General features: G+C 56.0%; 18 protein-coding genes and 1 tRNA gene. 15 read left to right on the plus strand and 4 right to left on the minus strand.

The window, feature by feature from the left end; all coding sequences use genetic code 11:
• Positions 1 to 43: 43 nt before the first annotated feature.
• Positions 44 to 1150, plus strand: coding sequence for a leucine-rich repeat domain-containing protein (locus CEE69_RS08900; RefSeq protein ID WP_099260328.1), 1107 nt, complete (start codon positions 44 to 46; stop codon positions 1148 to 1150).
• 58 nt (positions 1151 to 1208) lie between these two features.
• On the opposite strand, the gene CEE69_RS08905 is transcribed toward CEE69_RS08900, so the two are convergent.
• On the minus strand, positions 1209 to 2423 hold the full coding sequence (locus tag CEE69_RS08905) for a ribonuclease D (RefSeq protein ID WP_099260474.1): 1215 nt from the start codon (positions 2421 to 2423) through the stop codon (positions 1209 to 1211).
• Positions 2424 to 2604: 181 nt separating this feature from the next.
• Between CEE69_RS08905 and CEE69_RS08910 the strand changes: the two genes are divergently transcribed.
• Positions 2605 to 3372: a (5-formylfuran-3-yl)methyl phosphate synthase gene (locus CEE69_RS08910; RefSeq protein ID WP_233215065.1), complete on the plus strand. Its 768-nt coding sequence runs from the start codon at positions 2605 to 2607 to the stop codon at positions 3370 to 3372.
• Between the two features lie 115 nt (positions 3373 to 3487).
• Here the strand turns inward: CEE69_RS08910 and tig are convergent, their stop codons facing one another.
• Positions 3488 to 5008 (minus strand): trigger factor, encoded by a 1521-nt coding sequence (gene tig / locus CEE69_RS08915; protein ID WP_099260475.1) that lies wholly within the window; start codon positions 5006 to 5008, stop codon positions 3488 to 3490.
• 254 nt (positions 5009 to 5262) lie between these two features.
• Between tig and CEE69_RS08920 the strand changes: the two genes are divergently transcribed.
• The 8 genes from CEE69_RS08920 (at position 5263) to CEE69_RS08955 (ending at position 13255) form a co-directional block, all read left to right on the plus strand.
• Positions 5263 to 5335, plus strand: a tRNA-Gly gene (locus tag CEE69_RS08920).
• Between the two features lie 160 nt (positions 5336 to 5495).
• Positions 5496 to 6506, plus strand: coding sequence for a ketoacyl-ACP synthase III (locus CEE69_RS08925; protein WP_099260330.1), 1011 nt, complete (start codon positions 5496 to 5498; stop codon positions 6504 to 6506).
• 40 nt (positions 6507 to 6546) lie between these two features.
• Entirely contained in the window at positions 6547 to 7326 is a 780-nt protein-coding gene (locus CEE69_RS08930) for a YqgE/AlgH family protein (protein WP_099260331.1), read from the plus strand.
• Entirely contained in the window at positions 7327 to 8040 is a 714-nt protein-coding gene (locus CEE69_RS08935) for a metallophosphoesterase family protein (RefSeq protein WP_099260332.1), read from the plus strand. It begins immediately after the preceding gene.
• An 84-nt stretch (positions 8041 to 8124) separates the two neighbouring features.
• Positions 8125 to 10203 (plus strand): NAD(+) synthase, encoded by a 2079-nt coding sequence (locus CEE69_RS08940; protein WP_099260333.1) that lies wholly within the window; start codon positions 8125 to 8127, stop codon positions 10201 to 10203.
• Between the two features lie 110 nt (positions 10204 to 10313).
• A complete protein-coding gene (locus CEE69_RS08945; RefSeq protein ID WP_099260334.1) occupies positions 10314 to 10658 on the plus strand; it encodes a rhodanese-like domain-containing protein in 345 nt (114 codons plus the stop codon).
• Positions 10659 to 10811: 153 nt separating this feature from the next.
• Positions 10812 to 11942, plus strand: coding sequence for a crotonobetainyl-CoA--carnitine CoA-transferase (locus CEE69_RS08950; protein WP_233215067.1), 1131 nt, complete (start codon positions 10812 to 10814; stop codon positions 11940 to 11942).
• 131 nt (positions 11943 to 12073) lie between these two features.
• Entirely contained in the window at positions 12074 to 13255 is a 1182-nt protein-coding gene (locus CEE69_RS08955; protein ID WP_233215068.1) for a DUF1570 domain-containing protein, read from the plus strand.
• A gap of 49 nt (positions 13256 to 13304) precedes the next feature.
• Here the strand turns inward: CEE69_RS08955 and CEE69_RS08960 are convergent, their stop codons facing one another.
• Positions 13305 to 14543: a DUF1559 domain-containing protein gene (locus CEE69_RS08960; protein WP_099260478.1), complete on the minus strand. Its 1239-nt coding sequence runs from the start codon at positions 14541 to 14543 to the stop codon at positions 13305 to 13307.
• 219 nt (positions 14544 to 14762) lie between these two features.
• Between CEE69_RS08960 and CEE69_RS08965 the strand changes: the two genes are divergently transcribed.
• The 4 genes from CEE69_RS08965 to CEE69_RS08985 all read left to right on the plus strand — a co-directional run bounded on the left by CEE69_RS08965 (position 14763) and on the right by CEE69_RS08985 (position 22687).
• Entirely contained in the window at positions 14763 to 15158 is a 396-nt protein-coding gene (locus CEE69_RS08965; protein ID WP_099260335.1) for a Dabb family protein, read from the plus strand.
• A 277-nt stretch (positions 15159 to 15435) separates the two neighbouring features.
• Positions 15436 to 16407, plus strand: coding sequence for a LysR family transcriptional regulator (locus CEE69_RS08975; RefSeq protein WP_261341337.1), 972 nt, complete (start codon positions 15436 to 15438; stop codon positions 16405 to 16407).
• A gap of 67 nt (positions 16408 to 16474) precedes the next feature.
• Positions 16475 to 21040, plus strand: a complete 4566-nt coding sequence (gene gltB, locus CEE69_RS08980) for a glutamate synthase large subunit (RefSeq protein ID WP_099260337.1) — start codon at positions 16475 to 16477, stop codon at positions 21038 to 21040.
• 144 nt (positions 21041 to 21184) lie between these two features.
• The gene (locus tag CEE69_RS08985) at positions 21185 to 22687 is read left to right on the plus strand and encodes a glutamate synthase subunit beta (RefSeq protein ID WP_099260338.1); all 1503 of its coding nucleotides are present in this window, start codon (positions 21185 to 21187) and stop codon (positions 22685 to 22687) included.
• A gap of 478 nt (positions 22688 to 23165) precedes the next feature.
• Here the strand turns inward: CEE69_RS08985 and CEE69_RS08990 are convergent, their stop codons facing one another.
• Positions 23166 to 23555, minus strand: a complete 390-nt coding sequence (locus tag CEE69_RS08990; RefSeq protein WP_099260339.1) for a hypothetical protein — start codon at positions 23553 to 23555, stop codon at positions 23166 to 23168.
• Positions 23556 to 23749: 194 nt separating this feature from the next.
• On the opposite strand from CEE69_RS08990, the gene CEE69_RS08995 reads away from it, so the two are divergent.
• Entirely contained in the window at positions 23750 to 25453 is a 1704-nt protein-coding gene (locus tag CEE69_RS08995) for a B12-binding domain-containing radical SAM protein (protein WP_099260340.1), read from the plus strand.
• The last annotated feature ends 111 nt before the right edge of the window (positions 25454 to 25564 follow it).

Genomic DNA, 25564 nt, shown 5'->3' on the forward strand with positions numbered 1-25564 from the left:
CGTCGGTCACCGACGCTCCGGTGCCAGGATACAAATCTTCCTCATGTCATCGAACGAACCAACAGACGACGACCGAGAGGAAGAAAACGATTCGCCTGAAGAGGAGTCCCCGGTTTCGGAAGACTCAGGCGAATCCACCGCTGAATCGCCGACCGACCAAGACGAGGATGAATTGGGCGATGTCGTTGAAACAGACGACGAAGATCAACCGCCCAAGCGAATCAGCCTGAAAGAGCGATTGATCACCCTCTGCACGCCCACGAAGCTCGGCGTCAGCATCGCTGTGGTCGCGATCATCGGACTGGCCTGGTGGGCGACACGACCGATCGAACCGCCCAAACCGCCGGAGAAGCCGCCCGAACCGGATGAGCTCTACGCTCAACAGATCGAACAGATTCTCAGCGGCGATTCGACTCAACTGCACGCGACCTCGTATGAAATCGACGATGCCAAGCTGCTCCTGATTCCTCTGGAAGAATTGGAGAAGGCGGCGGAGCAGCGGCAACTGGACTTGCTCGCCGATGAAGCAAGTTCGGAGGACGACGCCGCGACGGACGAGTCCTCCTCGGAAGAAGCTCCACTGCCACCTGGAAGCTCATTCACAGGATCCAGCCGCGAGTCCGACGAACCAGAAGTCGCCGAGCTTCCCAAGCTGGACACGGTGCTGATTGACGAAGGCGTGATCACCGACGAGGGCATGGTCACCATCGCGAAAATTCCGGAACTCCGGCATTTGAGATTGAGGCTTTCGCCAATCACCGACGAAGGCTTGAAGCCCTTGCTCGAACGCAAGTCGATTTGGTTTCTAAACCTGCCACACAGCAGACTAACCGAAAAAGGAATCCGCTCGCTATCGGAACTTCCAAAGCTGCGTCAGCTGCGAATCGGATCAACATTGCTGGGCAACGACATTGGACGTGCCCTTCTGGAAGTGAAGTCGCTGCGGGGTCTGCACTTAATTGGAGTGCCACTTTCAGATGAAGGCCTGAAGATTATCGTCGAGCTTCCGCACTTGGAGTCGTTGTACTTGGACGACGCTGCGATCACTGAATCCGGCTGGGATTGGTTGTTCCAAAACCATCCTCAGTTGCACGTCCATATCAACCAACGCCATCACGACCGAGACCCGCAGCACCACAAGCACGAGTAACGCCCATCGCGGCATCGTGACGATCTCAATCAACGTCACTTATTGCCGCGGCCAAGCCTCAGGCGTCCGGCTGGGCGGAACCTTCGCACTCAACAAACTCGAGCGGTTGTTGCTCGCTGGTGTCGGCGACACGGATAGCAAGTTCGCCCCGCAAGATTTTTCGGAACGCGGTTCCAACGATGTCACCGCGCCATCCCTTCAGCAGCGATGGGGTCGGTGTTCCACGACGCGGATCCAATTCGTACGATAGCAACTCTTTGACATCATCGGAATTGCCAACGATGGCGGGTGCCAGTTTCTGCTGGCGGCTGATGCAAGCGATCGAGGTGGATAGAAATTGGCTCAACATCGGCGAAGCACTCCGCGAGCGTCCACGAGTTCGACGCGGCAAGTGTTCGTCGGGAACGTCGAGCGCTGCTGCGATGGCGGCCCCAATTTCGTCGTATTGATCGTTGTACCCACGCCGTTCCATGCCGCGAATGTTGCGGATTTTCTTGACGTCGGGCGATCCTTTTTTGGCCAATTCGACCATCAAGTCATCCCGCATCACGCGGCGAGGCAAACGGTTCTTGCTGCGAGCGATCTCTTCTCGCCAACGCCACAGGTGGCGAATGATTTCCAATTGCCGCGGTTTCAAACCAGAACTGCCGCTGACGCGTTGCCAGTTCTCACTTTCTTCCGCGTCGATGACTTTCTTTTGCAGCCGATCCGTTTCTTCATCCAACCAAGCGACACGATCGAGTGCTTCGACATCGGCCACCAGTTTGGAATGCATCTCCGCGAGCGTCGTCACGTCGTGCAACGCGTATGTCAATTGATCTTTCGTCAGCGGCCGGTGACGCCAATTCGTTCGCGTTTCACCTTTGGGAAGCGTTTGCCCCACCAATTTTTGAACCAGAGTCGCCAACGAAGCGGGGTACTCGATCCCAACAAATCCGGCAGCCAACTGAGTGTCGAACAACCCTGAGATAGGCCGGCCTGTGTACCGATACGCGAACCGAATTTCCTCGCGTGCAGCGTGCGCAATCACGACTCGGCTGCCTGGTTCAATCTGGTCGTCGGTCAGGATGTCCCAAAACGGTTTGGTGTCGCCGACCGTGTACGGATCGATCACCGCGAGGTGTTTCCCCGCGGCGACTTGGACCAAACAAAGTTCAGGCCGATAGCAATCCTCGGAAACGAATTCTGTGTCGAAGCCGATGACCGGTTCATCCACAATGTCATCGCAAAATTGAGCGAACTGCGTGGGCGTTTCGATGGATTCGTAGTTCACCGCGGCAAATCCGGTGTCTTGTTGGGCGACATTGATTTCACGTAAGTTGCGTCCCTGCAACGCTGTTTAGACGATGACTGTAACTTGCCAGCCGCTTCGGGTCGATCGGATGTAGTGGTAGCCCGGATCAGAATGCCACGAAGGAATTCGAATGGAGCCGAAGCCCCCCCGCCAAAGATTGGTGCCCTCGACAAACGAGGCTGGCCCCATCCGAGTGGGAGCGTCTGATTCATTCGATCCTGAATTGCTCGTCAGCGTGCGGGATATAGAGGAGGCCGAAACTGCCGTCTCTGCAGGTGTCAGCATTGTGGATTTCAAAGAACCTTCGCGAGGAGCACTGGCGGCTTGCGACCCGAAGGTTTGGAACGAGGCAGCCAAGCAATTCGCAGCAGCGATGCCTGAAGACCGCCACATTCGACTGTCGGCGGCACTGGGCGAATCGGACTCGGGCCCGGAACTGGGCTCGCTCGTTCCACCAGAGTTCTCTTTTGCGAAGGTCGGTCCGAGCGGGTGCTCGACAGCACAAAAACTCAGTTCCCTATGGGGTTCGATTCGATTGCCACAATCGGTGGAACTGGTGCCGGTCGCTTATGCGGATCACGTTGCCTCAGGAACGATCTGCCCTGAACAAGTTCTTGAGCTGGTGATCAAATCAGGGCAGCGTCGAATGCTGGTCGATACGTTCATCAAGGACGGGCGAACACTGATCGACCATTTCGCGATCGAACAAATGAGATCGCTGGTGAGCATGGCACACTGCCACGGAGTCTGGTTGGCGATGGCGGGGTCGATCCGGCTACGCGAGATGCAGTCGCTGGTCACCACGGGCGTGCGTCCGGATTGCTGGGGCGTCCGCGGAGACGTTTGCGATCATCGCGATCGATCTGGGCGGCTGGATCCGGAAAGAATCGGATTGTGGCAAAACGCGATGGCTCTTCAAGCGAGCTGAAGACGCAACCGATCACTTGGCGAGCAAAGCTAAATCACAAACGACGATTGAACAAAAAAACGCCCGACTGCGAGAAGCGACCGGGCGTTGATGCGATTGGAAATGGGACTCGAAATCAGTCCTTTTCTTTTTCCTGTTTGTCTTCAGGTTCAGCACCCTTCGGAGTGTTGTCATCGTACTTGGCTGCTGGGATCGCTTCGTGATCCTTGGTTGGCAACACTTCGTGATCGATGGCGAACTCTTCGTTCTTCTCCTCAGCTTCTTTTTCCACCGGCTCATCGGTGACGGTCGCTGCTTCGGAGATCATTTCAATGACCTTGCGTTCAACGATCTGATTGCGAAGAGCATCCATTTGACCGGTCTTTTCCAAGCGAGCACGCACACGACGTGGCGATGAATCACTTTGCTCGGCGATCAACTGGATTTCAGTCTCGTACTCTTGAGGTTCAGCGTCGACCTTTTCTTCGTCGGCGATTTGCTCAAGGATGAAGTGCTCACGCAACGAGGACTCGGTTCCTTGTTGCATGTTTTGCTTGCTGGCGTTGACGAAGCGACGAATCATGTCGTCATCAAAACCGCTGCGACGGAACTCAAGAACCTTGCGGTCGAGTTCTCGTTTCATTTGGCGACGAACCAAGGTTGGTGGCAATTCGAAATCTGCTGAATCCAGCAACTTCTCGATGATGCTGCCACGCATCGCTTGCTCGGTGCGGAAATTGGCTTGACGCTCCAGCGACGAACGCACGAATTCGCGAAGTTCGCTTTCGTTTTCGAACTCGCCCAACTCGTCGAGGAATTCAGCAGTCAGTTCGGGCAACTGCTCTTTCATGACTTCGACAACCGTGAAGGTTGCGTCGACTTCTTTGCCTTGCATTTCTTCGTTGGCGTGACCTTCACCCAGTTTGACCTTGGCGGTCACTGAGTCGCCTTCTTTGCAATCCTTCATCAGTTCGCCGAAGTTTTCGCAAACTGCATCGGAAAGACTGAGGCGGCTCGCCAACGTGACATGCTCTTCTTCCATCTCGGAGATGGTTTTGTCACCGTCGGTGAATTTCGCGGTGATCAACAAACGATCGCCGAGCTCGGCGGGTGCGTCGCTGGCTTCCAGCGAAGCGTAGCGTGAGAGGACGCGTTGGAGTGCGGCGTCGACGTCTTCTTCGGAGATCGTTTCGACGGGCTTCTTCAGTTCCAGTTTCTTCCAATCCGGAGTGTCAAACTCAGGTCGGACTTCAATGCTGAACTGATATTTGAATTCACCTTTTTCGGGCAACTCAATCGACTCGTATTCGAAGTCGGGTTCGCCGATCGCCGAGAACTCAGCGTCCTCGGTGACTTTGGCCAAGCTGTCCATCAACAGCGAACCTTTGACGCGATCTTCGATGCGGTCTTTGAATTGCTTTTCAACCAACTTGCGTGGTGCACGACCGGCACGGAACCCGGGAACCTGAGCTTCAGGAACCAATTCGTCGTACGCGTCCTTCATGTAGCGATCCACTTCGCCACGTGGGATGGTGACAACGACCTCCCGCAAACAGGCATGAGGTTTGGTAACCTCCATGTTCAACTGCAGCGGGTCTTTGACGGGAACAGCCGCGTCTTCGGCGGGCGTGGAATCGGTGTCGAAAGACGTGGACATCCTGATTTTGAACCTTGTGTTAGGAAAACGAATCGATCGAACCGGAACTGGCTCTCGATTACTTCGGGAAGCGAAATCGAATGGACCGGGGTGATCGGACGCTTCGACCGGGGGGCCACCTTCTGCAGGGGCCGTTTCATGTAGCGGCAAAGTGTAGTGTTTTCCGGCGACGATCGACAAGCGGTTAAAAATCCTTTCAAGTCGACTTGCGACAAATCCGATGGTTCCTATACTGTGCCCCACACAACTGAAACGCGGCTGTAGCTCAGTTGGCAGAGCATCACGTTGCCAACGTGATTGTCGTCGGTTCGAATCCGATCAGCCGCTCTTCAAGACCACGCCCGAACATAACCGGGCGTGGTTTTTTTATGCCCATCGGGTCGGATCCCCGTTTGCGAGTTGCCGTTGATGCGGAATGGCTGGTACGCTTCCGCGTTCTTTCAATTAACACACGTCAGTTTTCTTTAGCCTCTTCGCCGAGACGAACGTGCCTCACGCCCAGATTGGTCCCATCTCGGTGCATCTTCCAGAACATGTGGAAGACAATGCGACGCTGAAGGAACAGTTCCCCTCGTGGGACCTAGACTTGATCGCGGAAAAGACGGGCATCCAGCAACGGCACATTGCGAAGCCGGACGAAACCGCGGCGGATTTGGCAGTTCATGCGTGCGAGCAATTGTTCGAACGCGAAAATCTGGATCGGTCGACGATCGATTTCGTGCTGCTGTGCACCCAGACACCCGACTACCCACTGCCGACCACCGCGTGCTTGCTGCAGGATCGACTTGGGCTTCGGACGCAGTGCGGTGCGATTGACTTCAATCTTGGCTGCAGCGGGTTCGTCTACGGCACCGCGATGGCAGACGGTTTGATCCGGACTGGCGTCGCGAAGAATGTTTTGCTGGTCACGGCGGAAACCTACAGCAAATACATCGATGAAAATGATCGCAGTCTGCGGACGATCTTCGGGGACGCTGCCGCAGCAACCTTGATCACTCCCGCCGACCAGCCTTCCCTGTGGGGATATCAGTTCGGCAGTGATGGCAGCGGCGCCGACATGCTAATCGTCGGAAACGGCGGCAGCCGTCCGGCGGAAGATGCCATTCCGCCACGTCACCGCAAACGCTGGAAGAGCCGGCTGTACATGGACGGCCCCAGCTTGATCAACTTCACCGTTGAGGCCATCCCAAGGTTGGTTGACGAAATTTTGGCGGAAAACGGGTTGTCGGACGACAAGATTGGCCATTACCTGTTCCACCAGGCCACTTGGAAGATGCTGGATCAGCTTCGGAAGCGGATGGACATTTCCCCGGAAAGGCTGCCGGTCGATCTGGAAGATGTTGGAAATACAGTATCCTGCACGTTGCCCATTTTGATCGACCGAATGCGACGGCGCGACGAACTGATTCGAGACGCAACCAATGTCCTGGTGGGCTTCGGTGTTGGACTGTCTTGGGGCGGGTGCCTCTGGCAAGATCAATACCGAGACCAGTCCTGAATTTGTCCACTCAGTTGCCGGCTCACAATCCGGGCTTGAGATGAAAACATCCCAGAATTGCACCGGTTGCTTCCTGATCGCGTCACCGTATTTGCACGATGGCAATTTCTTTCGATCCGTGGTGCTGATCATCCGGCACACGCACGAAGGTGCCTTCGGCGTGGTGATCAACCGTGCCGGGCCCCAACGATTTGGCGACGTCATCGCAATGAGCGATCCGTCATGGCAAGTCGCCAGCGGCGCGGACTCCAGTTCACCGACGGCTTCGCCAGACAACTCGTCGACGACGAGTGACTCCGGAGACAAAGACGACGCCACGCCGGACCTTCAAATTCACTCGGATCAAATTTACTTGGGCGGACCAGTCAACGGCCCCGTGCTGGCTTTGCACAACATCGCTGGCATCGGCGATCCTTGCGGCGCCGACGTCAGTGAAGGTGCCGGCAACGATCCTGCTGGCTCAAAGACTCAGCTTCATGATCATCCTGCGGAACCCTGGGGGTCGATGTCGATCCAGTGGGCGGATGTTCCGGCTTGGGTGACCTCGGACGAGGATCACTTGCGACTGCTGGCTCGCCGCGATGACGCAAAGTTGCGATTCGTCGTCGGCTACTCCGGTTGGGGACCAATGCAACTGGAAAACGAACTGGATGAAGGTGGCTGGCTGATCACGCCCGCTGACACGGAATCTATCTTTGGCCCGTGCGAAGAGGTTTGGGAAAAGCTGGTGCACCGTTGTGGCCAAGCGATCATGAAGGACCTGACTCCGGACGTCCCGTTTCCCACCGAGCAACAGGGTTTTGACCCGGGTGTGAACTGAATGGCTCGTCACGTGATCGGCGACATCCACGGGTGCGCGAAAGCGCTCCGATCGATGATCCAAGAACTATCGCCGACCGCCGACGACGAGCTGATTTTCCTGGGCGACTACATCGACCGTGGCCCCGACTCTCGCGACGTCGTCGAGCAATTGATCACTCTGCAATCGACGTGCAAGGTTGTTCCATTGCGAGGAAACCATGAGTGGATGCTGCAGAGCGTGGTTTCGCGCGGCATGGACGATGCCATGTGGCTTCGCAGCGGCGGCAAAGCAACCGTGACCAGTTACGGCGGTTCAATCGGAAGGATCCCGAAGGACCACCTGGCGTTCTTCGAATCGCTGCTTCCGTGCTACGAAACCGAAAACGAGATTTTCGTCCATGCGATGTACGACCCGAGTTGCGAGGTCGTGTCGCAGAGTGACGAGTTGACCTATTGGACTCACCTTCCGCCCAGTCTGCCGGCGCCGCATCAAAGCGGAAAACGCGTTTACGTTGGGCACACGCCGCAACCAACCGGCGAAGTGCTCCGGCACACCCACTTGGTCTGCATGGACACGTATTGCTTCGGCGGCGGCTACCTCTCCGCGATGGAACTGGAATCCGAAACGGTTCTTCAGGTGGATCGCCACGGCCACATTCGCCGCGTTCCCATTGAGCGAATCGCGATGCTGATGAAAGGTTGCGTCCAGTGGTTTCAGGGCCGGAAACCTTAGGCAGAGGCTTGTTATACTAGGTGACCGTCGGCGGATCTTTTACTCTGCTGTTGCTGCGTCCCCGGAATACGAGACAAACGACTTTTGACTTCTTCGAACGAATTGAATTTTCCCAAGCAGCGACGACAGCACGGGTTCTACCGAATCGCGACCGTGTCGCCAAAAGTCGTGGTGGCCGATCCCGCTGCCAATGCAGCGGAGACGATCGCCTGCATGGATGCGATCGCCCAGCAATCCGATCCGGATCTGATATTGTTCCCGGAACTTGGACAGTCCGCGTACACCTGCGGCGACTTATTCGCTACCCACACATTGCTGGATGCAAGCCTGGACGCACTTAGGAGAATTGCGACGCACACTCAAACGTGTCGCGCCACCGTGATCGTTGGCTTGCCACTTCGGGTCGGCACCAGCGTCATGAATGTCGCCGCGGTGGTCCGAGATGGATTCATCCGCGGCTTGGTGCCCAAGTCGTTCTTGCCCAACTACCGCGAATTTTATGAGGCGAGACATTTCCTAGCGGCATCGAAAACGGACCCAACAACGGTGCGGATCGATTCACAGGACATCCCCTTCGGTACCGACCTGCTTTTTCGCGACGGCTCGGCGACGCTCGCGATTGAGATCTGCGAAGACCTTTGGGTGCCTGTGCCACCAAGCAGCCATGCAGCAATCGCTGGCGCAAACGTGATTGCAAATCTATCAGCCAGCAACGAATTGGTCGGCAAAGCCCAATGGCGTCGTGATTTGGTCGTCAGCCAATCCGGCCGATTGATCGCGGCGTATGCTTATGCATCTGCGGGCGGTGGCGAATCGACCAGCGATTTGGTCTTTGGCGGACACTGCTTGGTCGCCGAAAACGGTGCGCTGATTGGCGAGTCGCGACGGATCGGCGATACCGACGACGAAGACTTGCCAGTGCAAACCGAACTGATTCGCGATGTGGATTTGCAGCGACTCGATCATGATCGACGTGTCGTTGGTTCATTCGATGACTTTCAGTCGTCGTTGCCGCGACCGTATCGGACGGTAGAGCTGGAGCGGCGGCAAACGGAACCGAACGTTGCCTCCACAGCTGACGCGAACACCGGAGTGGCTGAGTCAACTCAACTACTCCGGCGAGTGGATCCGCACCCGTTTGTTCCTGACGATCGATCCAAACGCGAAGAGCGGTGTGCAGAAATCCTGGCGATCCAAACCGCTGGTTTGGTCAAACGATTGCAGCAACTGCCTGCTGATTTGCCACTGACGATTGGTATTTCCGGCGGACTCGACAGCACGCTGGCCTTGTTGGTCGCGGTCTCTGCCGTGGACCAACTGAAACGAGACCGCAAGGTGATCGATGCGATCATCATGCCTGGATTTGGAACCACCCAGCACACCAACGACAGTGCGACTCAATTGGTCCAAGGATTGGGCGTGACATCGGAGAGCATCGATATCCGGCCACTCGCGTTGCGAACTTTTCTGGACATCGGCCATTCACCGCTGGGGCTCTCCATCGATGCGTCAACGGATGTGGAAGAGCTTCAATCGCGACTACAGAGGGTCGATGCTGACGCGACGGATTTGAAGTTTGAAAATGTCCAGGCTCGCCTTCGAACGATGCTGCTAATGAGCCGCGGCTTTGTGCTTGGCACGGGAGACTTGTCCGAACAGGCGTTGGGGTGGAGCACCTACAACGGCGACCACATGTCGATGTACAACGTCAACGCATCCGTACCAAAAACGCTGGTGCGTTACTTGGTTCAATACGCCGCGGACCATCGCTATCGCAAATCGCTGCACGAGACACTTCACAGGATTGCCGACACACCAATTTCACCGGAGCTTTTGCCTCCGACCGAAGATGGCGAGATCCGGCAAAACACCGAGGCCTCGATCGGGCCTTATGAGCTGCACGATTTTTTCCTCTACCACTTTGTGCGAGGCGGTTGCGACGTTGCGAAAATGTGTTTCTTGGCAAAGCAAACCGAGTTCAATACTCCGCATTCGGATGATGTGATCGAGGCAACAGCGGAAACCTTTGTCCGACGTTTTTTCCAGAATCAATTCAAACGCAACTGTGTTCCGGACGGCCCAAAGATCGGCTCAGTCAGTTTGTCGCCTCGAGGCGACTGGCGGATGCCGGCGGACGCATCGAGCGCCGCATTTCTCGATTGAGCTCGCTACCACCCATTCGCTTTGACGCGACGACGTGCACAATGAGGCAATGCCGCTGGCACCACCGGCCGCCAAATCGATGCTCCTTTTGTTCCCTGAGAACCTGATTCATGTCAAACGATTCCGCCCTGCCGCTTGAAATCACCGTCGCTGATCTGGACGAAATGCGAACTCGCGGGGACGACTTCGTGTTGCTGGATGTGCGTGAAACAGCCGAGTACGAAACGGCCCGCATCGAAGGATCAAAGCTCCTGCCGATGAGTGTGATCCAAGAACGTTTGGCTGAACTGGACGACCATCGCCAGGACCACATCGTCGTGCAGTGTCATCACGGTGGCCGCAGCATGCAGGTGACTCAGTTCCTGCAGTCCCAAGGGTTCGAAAAAGTCCAAAACCTGGCCGGCGGAATCGATCAATGGTCCCAGCAGATCGATTCATCGGTTCCTCGGTATTGATCGCTGGGTCGATCCGAAGTGAATCTTTAACGAGTTGGTAAAGTGCGTGGTTTGAGAACACTTTGCATGTCGTTCGGATTGTTTTAGTCCTGACGATCATTCCTCGTCGATAAGCGATGTCAGTCATCCAAAGTTCGACGGAGAAAGTAGCTGATGTCTTGGACCCTTTCAAAAAATCGACGTTCGTCTGATTTGAGTTTCGCTCCCCGCAATCAATTCGGCAGGCGAGTGATCGCTGTTCGTTTCTTGGCCGCGTGGGCAATGATCGCCGCTATGGCCTGCGTTGGCGTCAGCGACGCGTCGGCTCAATCTTGCGGCTGCGGCGAACCCGCCTGCGGACTGGAATCGGCAACTTGCGATTGCGAACCGGCCTGTGGTTTGGAGCCCGCCTGCGGATGCGAAGCTCCCTTGGCTTTCCCCGCCCTGCGAGCACGCTCGAGTGTTTCCTGCGGCTGCGAAACGGAATGCTCTTGCAGCGTCGAACCGGAATGCGGTGCAGAACCTCTGTGTGGCGTACAGCCCTTTTTCGCCAGCGAACCGAGCTGCGGTTTCGATGTGGCCTGTGGCTGTGAGTCAGTCGGATGCTCCGGTTGCAGCAAACCCGACAGCGGCGGTTTCTTGGGACGCCACAAAGTGCAGAAGTGCAACCCGATCTATCAAACGCTGGATCTCGCCGCCTGTGGCGTGGAACGCGTCTTTGAAGTCGGCGCGTTCTTGGTTCACGGAAAACGTTGTCATCGCGCATGCGAATCGGAATGCCAGACCTGCAGCCACTGCGAATCGTCAGCGGGTGCAATGTATAGCCACGAAGTTCATGCTTATGGCCATCATCAAGTGATCGAAGCTCCGGTTGTGATGGAATCTCGCGGAATGCCGCCGACGTCGAGCCAAAGCGTGACCGAAGTGACGCCCTATGCGCAACGAAAACCGAGCATGCAAGGAATCCCAACTCCGGCACCTCAGCACCGGAATGTTCCGCTCACCGACGGGCCGAAGACCACGATTCGCAAATCGGCTCCTGGATTGCCATCGATTCCGAAGCCAGTTCCAGCTGAAGCGGCTCCGAGTCGCAACTCGAAGGGACGCGCGGGATCGCTGTTCGACGAAATGCGAAATCCGTTCGAAGATGATTCGGCCAATCTCAGCAAGCGTCGGGTTCAGGTTCGCCAGACTTCGTTCAATGGCGGGGAACCTGAGGGGCTTCGTCGAATCCCACGTCCGGTTCGCAAAGCGGCAACGCAGCCAACCGAAGCGGATGACTTTGCCGACTACTTCCGAAAGTAGTCGCGACCGGGCGGGCTTGGTCAAGACATGAGTTTGACGAGCCCTTCGGCTGGCAGCCCGCGTCCGATGAACAAACGAGACGCGGTGGATTCGTTGACATGATTTGGATGGTCTACAATGGTGACGGGTGAATGGCCCGTCGCCATTTTTTTGTGGATTGGCTTGCGAAGTCTCAGCAAGCCAGTCTGCTTAAATCATCGTTCTCGTTGGACTTTTTTGTTGTGGTAAGACGCACCGTATTGATCCTTTTTGCTTCGCTGATGACTTGGGCTGGCCCGGTCGGTCCGGAAGCGCATGGGGACGTCATCACATTTAATGACGGTGCAGACGATTCCGCTCCAACAGAACGAACCATCGACGCGGAGATCTTGGTCGAGGCTGCCGACGGCGGGGTGCTGGCGCGTTGCGACGCCGGCAAGCTGTGGACGATCCAGCCGGACATGATCGTCCAACGAACGAAGCAACCCGCGGGTCCGCCGATCGATCAAGAGACGATGGCTCGTCGGATGCTGGATGAGTTGCCAAAGGGTTTTCAGGTTTACCGGACTGCAAATTACTTGCTGCTTCATCAAGGCAACGAAGCCTACGCGAGAGATTGCGGGGTTCTGTTCGAACAACTGCACCGTGGCTTCTTCACGTACTGGAAAAACCAACACGTAGATCTTGAGGAACCTCGGTATCCGCTGGTGGCATTGGTGCTCGCCAACCACGATGAATTCCTGAAATACGCGAGCCAAGAGATCGGCGAAACGGCGAAAAGCGTCATCGGTTACTACCACTTGGAAAGCAACCGAATGACAACTTTTCGGGTGCCCAACATCGAACGCAACATCGCGACGATCATTCACGAAGCGACACATCAATTGGCGTACAACTGCGGGTTGCAAACTCGATTCGCAGACAACCCGATGTGGGTCAGCGAAGGTCTGGCGATGTTTTTCGAATCCCCTGATTTCAGCAACCCGCGCGGATGGCGTGGAATCGGTCGCGTCAACGCAGTCAATCTTGGCCGCTTTCGGCGCTACCTTTCATCCCGCCCCGCGGATTCTCTCGCGACCCTCCTGTCGGACGATTCACGATTTCGTTCCGTCTCAACGGCGGAAGATGCCTACGGCGAGTCCTGGGCGCTGACGTATTTCCTATTGAAGACACAGCGAAAAGAGTTTGTGTCTTATCTGCAGAAACTCAGTGAGTCCAAACCGCTCGACGAGCGAACGCCTCGGGAAAGAATCGAGGACTTTGAAAGTTCCATGGACATGAATCTGGAACAGCTCGATCGCAAGTTTGTTACCTACATGCGACGCGTTCGCTAGCGAATCGAATTTGCCAGACAAGCTGGCTAAAACACGAGTCGAGTCGATGTCAAAACTCGCCGCTGATCACTTCGCGGGAGGCACGTGTTCCAAGAGCTCCCCACAATCCGTAGGGGCTTTCTGATCCGGCGGGAGTCACACTGTCAGTTTGCCCTGACAGTGCTTTGCAATAAACGCATGGAATGCGCGAGTTGCCCGCTTCGATCGAGTCGGTGATGAACTTCACCGCACCGTCGGACATGGCGACATGCACGCCGCCGACGTGATAGCTGCTCGGCGGAGCGATTCCGTATGTGTCCGAATGACCGACCAAACACAATTCTGAGTTTGGACCCAGGATCGTGTTGAACTGCGATTGGAGTGTGTGGAAGTCCGCCCACCGCAAACCACGTTGAGAGATCGGTGCGTAGACGCGAGCGTCTTCAGTCCAGAAATTCGGGCGTTCAGGATCAACGAACCCGAGGTCAAAGCATCGCTTGGGGTTGTTGGCGATTTGAAAGAACCCACCTTTTGCGTTTGTGAATCCAATCGTTCGATTGTCGCGATCACCCAGCCCCGTTGCGATTTCACCCACCGCAATCGTGTTGCTCAGGCCATCCGTGAAATCACGAAAACGCATCGACTTGCGAGGCACGAACGCACCACGAAGTCCACATCGAGCACGTTGTGATGCAAGCGAATCGTTGTAGTCCCATCGGTTCGCACTGCTGTTCCAAACTGTGATCCCGTGCTCGGCTTCATAGAACCCATCGCCCGTGCAGGCGGCGTAATTTGTGCGTCCAAGTCCGGGCAATCCGTACCCTGGGTCACTCGGGCATCGGAAAGTTGGAATCTCCGTCGCCCAAGGCGGATACTCGATCGTCCACGGCCGCGGGCCAAAGGCAGGCCAGATATCGCCGTCGGCTTCGATCAACGGATTGCTGACCATCGACCAAATGGCCTGTTGCTCCACGTAGGGCAGAAGACCGACCAAATAAGTCAGCTCCATCCGCGTGAACCCAGTGCCATCGTTGGCACTGCCGCGTCCGGCCGTGTTGTCATTTTCATCGGTCGGTCCAACGCCGTGAATTGGCAACTGGTTGAAAGCGGAGTGGTAGTTGTGCAGGCCCAAGCCGATCTGCTTCATATTGTTCCCGCAACTCATTCGTCTCGCCGCTTCGCGAGCTGCTTGGACCGCCGGCAAAAGCAAAGCAACCAAAACGCCAATGATGGCGATGACGACCAACAGTTCCACGAGCGTGAAGGCTTGCCGTTGAAAAGAGCGTCGTTTTGAACGGTCGAGATGCATGCCAATTCCACAAGAAACGTGGGAAGTGATGTCAATGCATCCATGCATGTGCCGAGGTCGTTGTACGCAGGACCTCAGGATGGAACAAGTAAAAATTTGCAACCCAGCGGAGGATGCGAGCTTGTGCCCCCGTAATCAGCCCATGCACGACTAGCTGACCGTCATCGAAGACGCGACAATGGGCCCTTCGTCCGTTTCCACCACCATCGAGAGAAAGCCATGCGTTTGTTATTAGGTTTAGGAATCTGTTGCGTTGCCGCCGCGGTTATGCAGTTGTCAGCGACGGGAGCTGAAGAGAAAGCCTCTAAGAAAGTCCTCCGGCACGTCGTGATGTTTGGGTTCAAAGAGTCCAGCTCGGAAGCCGACGTCAAAACTGTTGTCGATGCTTTTCGCAATCTCCCCAACGAGATCCCCGAAATCGCGGACTTCGAATTCGGAACCAACAACTCGCCCGAAGGTCTCAACGATGGCCTGTCGCACTGCTTCCTTGTCTCGTTCGAAAGCGAGGAAGACCGCGAAACGTACCTGCCTCACCCAGCCCACAAGGCATTCGTGGAAGTGCTGAAGCCTCACCTCGAAAAGGTGGTCGTGATCGATTACTGGGCCGATAAGTAGTCCGGTTGATGACGATCCGGACCGGCTGATGAGGCTCCGCCAGCTCAAATTGGCGGAATTGAAGCTGCCCTCCACCTGTCCAGGCACCAACGAGAAAAACACAGAAAGCCCGGCAATTGCGGCCTGAAACCGCTGCCGGGCTTTTTCGTTGGTGCAGCAGCACGGGCGAGATTGGCTGAACGCTTGACCAAATTTGCTTCCGTGGCTATCCTCCGTCATCAATCCGGCTAAAAGTTGCCGGGAACATCATAAGGAAATTTAATACAGCAGGTTGTCATTGCAGTTTCGTACACTTGAATTGTTCTGTCGTGTCGCAGATCTCCGTAGCTTTTCAAAGGCGGCGGCCGATTGCGGATTGACTCAGAGCGCGGTTAGCCAAGCCATCAGCGGGTTAGAAGAATCCGTCGGGGCCTGTTTGATCGATCGCTCAAGTCGTCCATTGGGTCTGACCGACGCGGGCGAGATTTACCTGTGCGGCGTTCGTGATGTAATCCGCCAATACAACGAACTGGAACAACGAGTCCGGTTCCGCGGCGAACGACTGACGGGCAGTGTGACAGTTGGTGCGATCTATTCGGTCGGTCTGAGTTACATGCCCGAAGCCACCAAGGTCTTCGAGACTCAGCACCCCGACGTCAAAGTCCGCACCGAGTTCGGAAGCAGTCAGCGAGTCGTGCAAATGGTGCTCGACGGCGGCGTCGAATTCGGATTGGTCAGCTTCCCGCGCACGACGAAAGCGTTGGGCACGATTCCTTGGCAATCCGAACCGATGCGTTTGGTTTGCTCCGACAACCATCCTTTCGCGAAACGCACCGAAGTCTCCGCCTCAGAACTCAGCGGCATGGAGATGGTTGGTTTTGAACGAGGGTTGGTGCTTCGTCAGGCCATCGACCAATGTTTGAAACGGGCTGGCATTTCGGTTGTGACTCAGATGGAGTTCGACAACGCGGATTCGATGGTGCGTGCGATCCAAGCGAACCGAGGGTTGGGGATTGTGCCCGAAGCCGCCGTGCGTCGAGAAACGGCCAACGGAACCTTACGTGTGGTCGCTTGTCCCGAAATTCAGATGGTCAGACCACTTGGAATCATCTTTCGCCGCAGCAGCAAACTCAGCCGAGCGGCAATCGAATTGGGGTCGCTTCTCCTGGGTCGGGAGATGGAACCTGAACTGAGAACCAAGTCAGAAGCTGCGAAAGCAGACCGCAAGAAAAACCAAACCAAAGACCGGGCGGTCTCGGTCGTCGCATGATCCGCGGCCCAGACTCAAACGCCCTTTCATCATCCACACATTTCCCCATCCCCAAGTTGTTTCAGTTATGACCAAGCAACCTTTGTATCACCTGCCACCGGCCCAAGGACTGTACGACCCTGAGCACGAAAAGGATGCGTGTGGCGTCGGATTTGTTGCCCACATCAAAGGGGCACCCAGCCATCAAATCGTGATCGATGCCGACACGATTTTGCAAAACATGGACCACCGTGGTGCGTGCGGCTGTGAACCCAACACCGGCGACGGTTCTGGGATCATGTGCGGCTTGCCTCACAAGTTCTTGCAGAAGGTCGCCAAAGCGGACCTCGGTGTTGAACTGCCCGAGGAAGGCAAGTTCTCCGCCGGTTTGATTTTCTTGCCGACTGACGATGCGGAGCGAAAGACCTGCAAAGAAACGATCGCTCGTTTGATCGAAGAGACCGGTCAGAAGTTGATCGGTTGGCGAGACGTGCCTCAAGAAACCGATGCCGCTGACGTTGGCCCAACGGCCCGCCAAAGCGAACCTGTCATCGAACAGTTGTTCGTCGGTGCAGCAGATGGCCTCACCAATGAAGAATTCGAACGCCAGCTTTACTTGATCCGCAAGCAAGCCAGTCACGAACTGCGCGGCGGTACGAAGATCAAGCAAGCGTTGATGTTCTACGTTTGTTCCTTGTCGACCAAAGTCATTATCTACAAGGGCATGCTCACGCCGGCCCAAGTGATGCCGTATTTCCCCGATCTGCGTGACGACGATTTCGAAACGCACTTGGCGATGGTTCACAGCCGTTTTTCGACGAACACGTTCCCCAGCTGGGACCGTGCTCAGCCACTTCGTTTCATGAGCCACAATGGCGAGATCAACACGCTTCGCGGCAACGCGAACTGGATGCGTGCTCGCGAAGGAACGGCCGCCAGCGAAATCTACGGCGACGAACTGAAGAAGTTGTTCCCCGTTGTCGAGCCTCATTTGAGTGACTCGGGAACGTTCGACAACGTGCTCGAGTTTTTGTTGATGAACGGCCGCACCTTGCAAGAAGCCATCATGATGATGGTTCCCGAAGCATGGCAAAAGCATGAAACCATGCCCGAAGAAAAGCGTGCTTTCTACGAATACTTCAGCTGCATGATGGAGCCTTGGGACGGCCCGGCTTCGATCGCGTTCACCGATGGAAAATGCATCGGCGCGACGCTCGACCGCAACGGCCTGCGTCCAAGTCGTTACTACATCACCCACGACGATCGCGTGATCATGGCCAGCGAAGTCGGTGTGTTGCCAGTCGACCCATCCATCGTTCGCGAAAAGGGTCGTTTGCAACCTGGCAAGATGTTCTTGATCGACTTCGAAGCGGGACGTTTGATTCCCGACGAAGAGCTCAAGGCCGATTTCGCTCGCAAAAAACCTTACGGCAAATGGCTCAAGCAGCAACGGATTCGCTTGGCTGATTTGCACCCCGAAGCCGAAGGCCACGGGTTTGACGGCGACACTTTGCTGCCTCGCATGCAAGCGTTCGGCTACACCGCCGAAACGATGAACTTCATGCTCCGTCCGTTGGTCGAGCAACTGCGTGACCCGGTCGGCTCGATGGGCAATGACTCGGCGCTCGCTTGTTTGTCCGACAAGCCGCGGATGATCTATGACTATTTCAAGCAACTGTTTGCTCAGGTGACCAACCCCGCGATCGATTCGATTCGCGAAGAAGTCATCATGTCACTGGAATGCTACATCGGTCCTGAGCAAAACTTGCTGGCCGCAACGCCAGAGCACTGCCACCGACTGTTGATCGATCATCCGATTTTGACCAACGAAGAAGTCGCCGCTCTCAAGCATGTCGACCACGAGCGTTGGCACAGCCGCGTAATCGACACGACGTTCGATCGTTCCGAAGGCAAGGCTGGTCTGACGAAGACTTTGGATCGAATTTGTGCCGAAGCAGAAGCGGCCGTCGACGAAGGTCTGCAAATCATCGTCCTGAGCGATCGCGACGTTTCGCACGACCGTGTGCCTGTCAGCATGCTGTTGGCCACCGGTGCGGTTCACCATCACTTGGTTGCCAAGGCCAAGCGGACTCGCGTGGGGATTGCCGTCGAAACCGGTGAAGCTCGCGAAGTGCATCATCACTGCTTGCTGATTGGTTACGGTGCCGATGCGATCAACCCGTACCTCGCATTCGAAGCGTTGTGGCAAGCCCACCGCGACGGCTTGATGTCGCCCACATTGGACGACGACAAGATCGTTGCCGCGTACCGAAAGGGTGTCGCTAAAGGCATGCTGAAGGTCATGGCCAAGATGGGCATCAGTACTCTGCAAAGCTACAAGGGTGCTCAGATCTTCGAAGCGTTGGGACTCCGCGATGAAGTCATCAAACGTTGCTTCGTTGGCACCGCCAGCCGCATCCAAGGCGTGACGTTTGACGTCATTGCCGAAGAAACGCTGCGTCGTCACGAGCTTGGTTTCCCGGAAAAGGAAGCTGACCGTTTGACTCAATTGCCAAACCTCGGTGAATTCCACTGGCGTGCCGAAGGCGAAAAGCACGCTTGGAGTCCCCAGGCGATCAGCTCGCTGCAAATCGCAGCTCGCAACAACAACGAAGACGCGTACTGGAAGTTCTCGCACGAAATCAACGAGGACAACCGAACGCGTTGCACGTTGCGTGGATTGCTGGACTTCAAGGAAGGCGTTGGCGGACCTGCGTTGCCTTTGGACGAAGTTCAATCGGCCAAAGACATTGTCAAACGATTCTGCACCGGTGCCATGAGCCTCGGCAGCATCAGTGCGGAATCTCACGAGACACTCGCCATCGCGATGAACCGCTTGGGTGGCAAGAGCAATACCGGTGAAGGCGGCGAAGATCCACAACGATTCCAGCCGCTTCCCAATGGCGACACCAAGCGATCCGCTATCAAGCAAATCGCTTCGGGACGCTTCGGTGTCACGATCGAATACTTGACCAACGCGGATGAGTTGCAAATCAAAGTCTCGCAAGGTGCCAAGCCCGGCGAAGGCGGTGAGTTGCCCGGCAAGAAAGTCGACAACTACATTGCCAACATCCGTTACAGCACGCCGGGTGTGGGACTGATCAGTCCTCCGCCTCACCACGACATTTATTCGATCGAGGATTTGGCTCAGCTGATCCACGATTTGAAAAACAGCAACCCATCGGCACGCGTCAGCGTGAAGCTGGTTAGCGAAGTGGGCGTCGGTGTGATTGCATCGGGTGTTGCCAAGGCTCATGCCGACCACATCCTGATCTCCGGTGACACCGGTGGAACGGGGGCATCGCCTTTGACCAGCATCAAGCATGCTGGGTTGCCGTGGGAACTCGGGATTGCCGAAACTCACCAAGTCCTAGTGCTCAACGATCTTCGTAGCCGCGTTGTGTTGCAAACGGACGGCGGTTTGAAAACCGGACGTGACGTTGTCATCGCAGCATTGCTCGGAGCCGAAGAGTTTGGTTTCTCAACCGCACCGTTGATCACGCTCGGCTGCATCATGATGCGGAAGTGTCACTTGAATACTTGCCCCGTCGGCATCGCGACTCAGGACCCCGAACTTCGCAAGATGTTCTCGGGCAAACCCGAGCACGTGGTGAACTACTTGTTCATGGTCGCCGAGGAAGCTCGCCGGATCATGGCACGACTCGGTTTCCGCACGATCGACGAAATGGTTGGCCGCAGCGATGTGTTGTCGACCGACGACGCGATCAAACACTGGAAGAGCGATGGGTTGGATTTGACCTCCGTCCTCAGCCCCGCGCAGCGTCCTCACGACAAGGTCGAAGTGATCTGCACGCGAGGCCAAGACCACGGTTTGGAAAAGTCGCTGGACATGACCAAGTTGGTCGCCGAAGCGATGCCTGCGATCGAAAACGGCGAATCCGTTCGCATCACGTCGCCGATCATCAACATCAACCGGACTGTCGGAACGATCTTGTCGCACGAGATCGCCAAACGACACGGACAAGCCGGCCTGCCCGACGACACCATCCACATCGATCTGACGGGTTCTGCGGGACAAAGCCTCGGTGCGTTTCTCGCTCACGGTGTCACGATTGAACTGGAAGGCGACGCGAACGATTACGTCGGCAAAGGTTTGTCCGGCGGACGCATCATGGTCTACCCGCCTCGCGAAAGTACCTTCGATGCTGCCAACGAAATCATCGTCGGCAACGTTTGCTTGTACGGTGCGACCAGCGGCGAAGCCTACTTCAGCGGCCGGGCTGCAGAGCGATTCTGCGTTCGAAACAGCGGTGCTCGCACCGTCGTCGAAGGTGTCGGGGACCACGGTTGCGAATACATGACTGGCGGACGTGTGGTGTGTCTCGGTGAAACCGGACGCAACTTCGCCGCGGGTATGTCAGGCGGTATCGCTTACATCTGGGATCGCAAGGGTGACTTCAACCTTCATTGCAACTTGGCAACCGTCGAGTTGGAAAAAATCGAAGGCGATGAAGAGCTCGCGGACGTCAAGGGAATGATCCAAAAGCATCACGATTACACCAAGAGTGCGCTGGCCGCCGAAGCATTGGCGGACTTTGACACGTTTGTTTCGCAGTGCGTGAAGGTTATGCCAACGGACTACAAACGCGTGCTGGCCGAAATGGCTGCCGAGAAAGACGCGGTCAGCGTCTGAAAATGACGGCGCACATCGCTTGCTTTGCAAAGCGATTGAAAACGATCGGGCGAAGCGAATCGCTTCGCCCGGCACGCGTGGCCATCGCCGCGAAAACCCACCCCACATCAACCGTACACATCACCCCATTTTGAGGACTCTGCCATGGGCAAGCCCACTGGATTCAAGGAATTCGATCGCGAAAAAGTTGCTTGGCGATTGCCAGTCATCCGGATCAATGACTACGACGAGATCTACACCGAACCCAAGACCGAGCACCTGCAACGTCAGGGCGCTCGCTGCATGGATTGCGGTGTTCCTTTTTGTCAGTCCGCGACCGGATGCCCGATCGACAACTTGATTCCCGAGTGGAACGACCTGGTCTACAACAATCGCTGGAAAGAAGCGATCGAACGTCTGCACAAGACCAACAACTTCCCTGAGTTCACCGGTCGCGTTTGCCCGGCACCTTGTGAAGGCTCGTGCGTGTTGGGAATCACCAATCCGCCTGTGACGATCAAGAACATCGAAAACGCGATCGTGGATCGTGCTTGGGAAGAAGGTTGGATCGTTGCCGAACCGCCTGAGCAACGGACCGGAAAGAAAGTCGCTGTCATCGGCAGTGGTCCAGCCGGATTGACCGCCGCGGACCAACTCAACAAAGCCGGGCACTTGGTCACCGTTTACGAACGAGCCGATCGCATTGGCGGTTTGTTGCAGTATGGGATTCCCAACATGAAGTTGTCGAAGAAGGCGATTCAGCGCCGGATCGACAAAATGACCGAAGAAGGCGTGACCTTCAAAACCGGAGTGAATGTCGGCAAGGACATCTCGCCGAAGGACTTGCAAAGCGAGTTCGACGCCGTCTTGTTGGCGTGTGGTGCAACCAAGCCACGCGATTTGCCAATCTCAGGTCGCGAAGCCAAAGGCGTTCATTTCGCGATGGACTTCCTCACGTCCAACACTCAGCAACGTGTTCACGGTGACAACCTGGGTGCCGACTTCATCAGCGCAGAAGGCAAGGACGTGATCGTTATCGGCGGTGGTGACACCGGGACCGACTGCATCGGAACCAGCCTCCGTCATGGTTGCCGCAGCATGGTCAACTTCGAGTTGCTGCCTCAGCCGCCCGCCGAACGTGCCGACGACAACCCATGGCCAGAATGGCCGCGTATCTTCCGTGTCGATTACGGTCACGAAGAAGCCGAAGCGAAGTTCGGAAAAGACCCTCGCGAATATCAGATCCTCAGCAAAGAGTATTTGGTCGACGACGAAGGCAAGCTGAAAGGCATCAAGACCGTCAACGTCGAATGGACAAAGAATGACGAAGGCGGCTGGCAAATGGCCGAAGTCGAAGGCAGCGAAAAAGAATGGCCTGCCCAACTGATCTTGTTGGCGATGGGCTTCTTGGGCCCCGAGCAAACCGTTGCAGAATCGTTGGGGCTCGAGACTGACGCTCGCAGCAACTTCCAAGCTGAACACGGCAAGTACGCAACCAACATCGACGGCGTCTTCGCCGCTGGTGACTGCCGCCGTGGACAAAGCCTGGTCGTTTGGGCCATCAACGAAGGCCGCGGCGCCGCTCGTGCGATCGACATCTTCTTGGAAGGTTCCAGCAACCTACCAGCCCCAGGCCAAACGATGGGCACCTCCATGTCCGCCGTCTGAGCCTAGTGGTCCGTCAAAGTTAATAGTTAGGGTTGATCGTTGTGGACGAGGACACGAGTCCTTGGATTTGACGCCGGTTCAGGACTCGTGGCCTCGTCCACGACCCTAAAAACAAGTCCTGCCGACCTGCTTAGCAAGTTCCAAACAAGACTCCGTCAAAGCGACCTTCATTCAATGAGGGTCGCTTTTTTTGTGTCCGTCATCAGTCGCATCTGCCCTCGCGTTTTGTCAGGCCTTTACCACGACTTGGCGAGCAACGCCGTTCAGGCGTCCTTGACGCAGTCCCATCATCACCGCCCCGGATGGGGCCGCCGTCGTTAGCTCGGAGCGGAAGCCCCGAGACCATTAGGAAAAACAGAAAGTCGCCCCGGATGGGGCCGTCGTGGAGATGCTGCGTCGTTCCTGTCTTTTCACTGGGTGTGGTCGGCGGGCTTGGCTACCCGTCTTCGAAGCTCATCGTATGGAAACGTGAAGACGCTCAAGTCCACCGCCAAACCGTCCACAGGTGCACTGCGATCGCAATGATGAAGCAGACGATCGAAATCGCAGTCGGAATCTCGTAGTAGTACTGCAATCGCTTGTGATTGCCCCAATACCATCGGAAATGAATGAACAGTCCGACGCAGACCAACAGCACTCCAAACGTGATCGCGGGTGTGCCGATGTATTGTTTCCAAAACATCGGTGACATCTGCCCGCGGTGGGAAAGGTTGATCGTTGTCGCTCGCTGGACGAGACAGCACCGCAGCCCATACATGCAAACCACCGACGCCGCACCGACGCCAACCACACGCCTTGTGATGGGACCGCCGTCGGGACCATCTGACAGTCGGTCGGCCAAATCGTAGATCCAATCGTGCTGATACATGGTCGTGGCAGTGGAGCGAGGAATGCTCGGTGAGCGTGCGTTCTGTGTCAGGTTGGATCCGACGACGTTCGGGGCGCGAGTGTGACCCCCACACCAGAATTTTCGCGAGAAAGGAAACCGACCCCCCTAACAGCGGGTCCTGCGGTATGCTGAGGTTCGGAAGACAACTCACCCCGAAACTCAAAGGTGCGAACATGCCACGGATCGCGATCATCAACCCCGCCTTCGAGGTTTCTTATTGGGGGCTGGAGTATTCGCAGCCTTTGTTTGGCAAAAAAGCCAACATGCCCGTGGCCAGCCTCCCGTTGCTGGCCGCGTTGACACCTCCTGAACATGAAGTCGTCCTGTTCGACGAGAACGTTGAACCATTGGATTTTGATGAACTAGAAACATTTGACATCGTCGCGCTCACGGGGATGAGCGTGCAACGATTCCGGATGGATTCAATCGTCTCCGAATTGAACGACCGAGGTTGCTTCGTTGTCATCGGCGGCCCATGGGTGACGGTCGAAGAGGACTACTTCGGCGATCAAGCGGATGTCATTTTCATCGGCGAAGCTGAAAACACTTGGCCGCAGTTTTTGGAAGAGTGGCAACAAGGCTCGCATCAACATCGGTATGAGCAAACCGACAAGACGGACATGGCGACCGTCCCCACGCCGCGTCACGACCTCCTGAAAAGCAAACACTACCTCGTTGGCAGCTTGCAGATTTCGCGGGGTTGCCCGTTTCAATGCGAGTTCTGCGACATCATCGTCACCTTTGGTCGTCGCCCGCGCATCAAGCATGCATCCCAGGTGACCGCTGAACTCGACAGCTTGCTTGCCCAGGGGATGCACATTGTTTTCATCGTGGATGACAACCTGATCGGCAATAAAAAGGCAATCAAACCGGTCCTTCGTGAAGTCGCCGCGTGGCAACAACAACACGGTTACCCCATCGTTTTCAGCACCGAGGCTTCCTTGGATTTGTGCGAAGATGATGAGCTGATGGAGTTGATGGCGGAAGCCAATATCCAGTCCGTGTTCATCGGACTGGAAAGTCCTGATGAGGAATCACTCAAAGAGACCAAGAAGTATCAAAACGTCCGCAGTCGCGGTGGCACGATGCTGGAAAAAGTTCATCGCATTCAGGACTTTGGAATGGAAGTTTGGTGCGGATTGATTGTTGGTTTTGACAACGACACGTCGGAGATCTTCGCGACGCAGCAAAAGTTCTTGAAGGATTCGCGAATCGCCCATGCGATGGTGGGTCTGCTGCACGCGATTCCAAAGACGCCGCTGTATGCTCGGTTGTTGGAAGAGGGGCGTTTGGATCTGGCGGATGAGCATCACTATGGCACCAACGTTATTCCAAAAGGCATGACACGAGACGAGTTGCTTCGCGGGTACCTAGAAACAATGCGAAATGCATACGAACCTGACGTCTACTTCGATCGCTTGGATCAATTGTTTGTTCACGATCGATTTCAGTTTCGTGCCTTGAACACAGATTATTTCAAAAAGCATCGGTGGCAGCGTCGCAAGCAACGCACCATCTTCACGGTTGGTTTCGTCGCCATGTTCATCCGGTTGATGTGGAAGGTTCCAGATGCCGATTTGCGTCGGACGTACCGGCGTCAGATCTTGGCGGTGGTCCGCGGGAGGTTCACGACCCCGGAGATCTACTTCTTCTACGTGCTGAAGTGTGCGATGCACTATCATCACCACCGTATGACAAGCGAAATGATTGACGATCCCTCCAAGTTTGTTTCGACCTATGGAAAGGCGATGCGTTCGGATGAATCCACCGAGGAACAATCAGACTGCCGGTCCGCGGCTGATCAGCAACTCACAGAAAATCCCATCGCTGTGTCATCACCCAGTTTGCCCGTGGTTGAGACTACGACGTCCACCTGAAAATGTCTGTGTCGGTGACTCAGAAGTTTCACCGTTTCATTGTCACGACTCGGCAGTGAGTCGGAATCCGAGTTGGCGGATCGCGAGGTAGTGGAAATATAGGTAGGTTGT

This window comes from Rhodopirellula bahusiensis, assembly GCF_002727185.1.
Classification (GTDB): Bacteria; Planctomycetota; Planctomycetia; order Pirellulales; family Pirellulaceae; genus Rhodopirellula; species Rhodopirellula bahusiensis.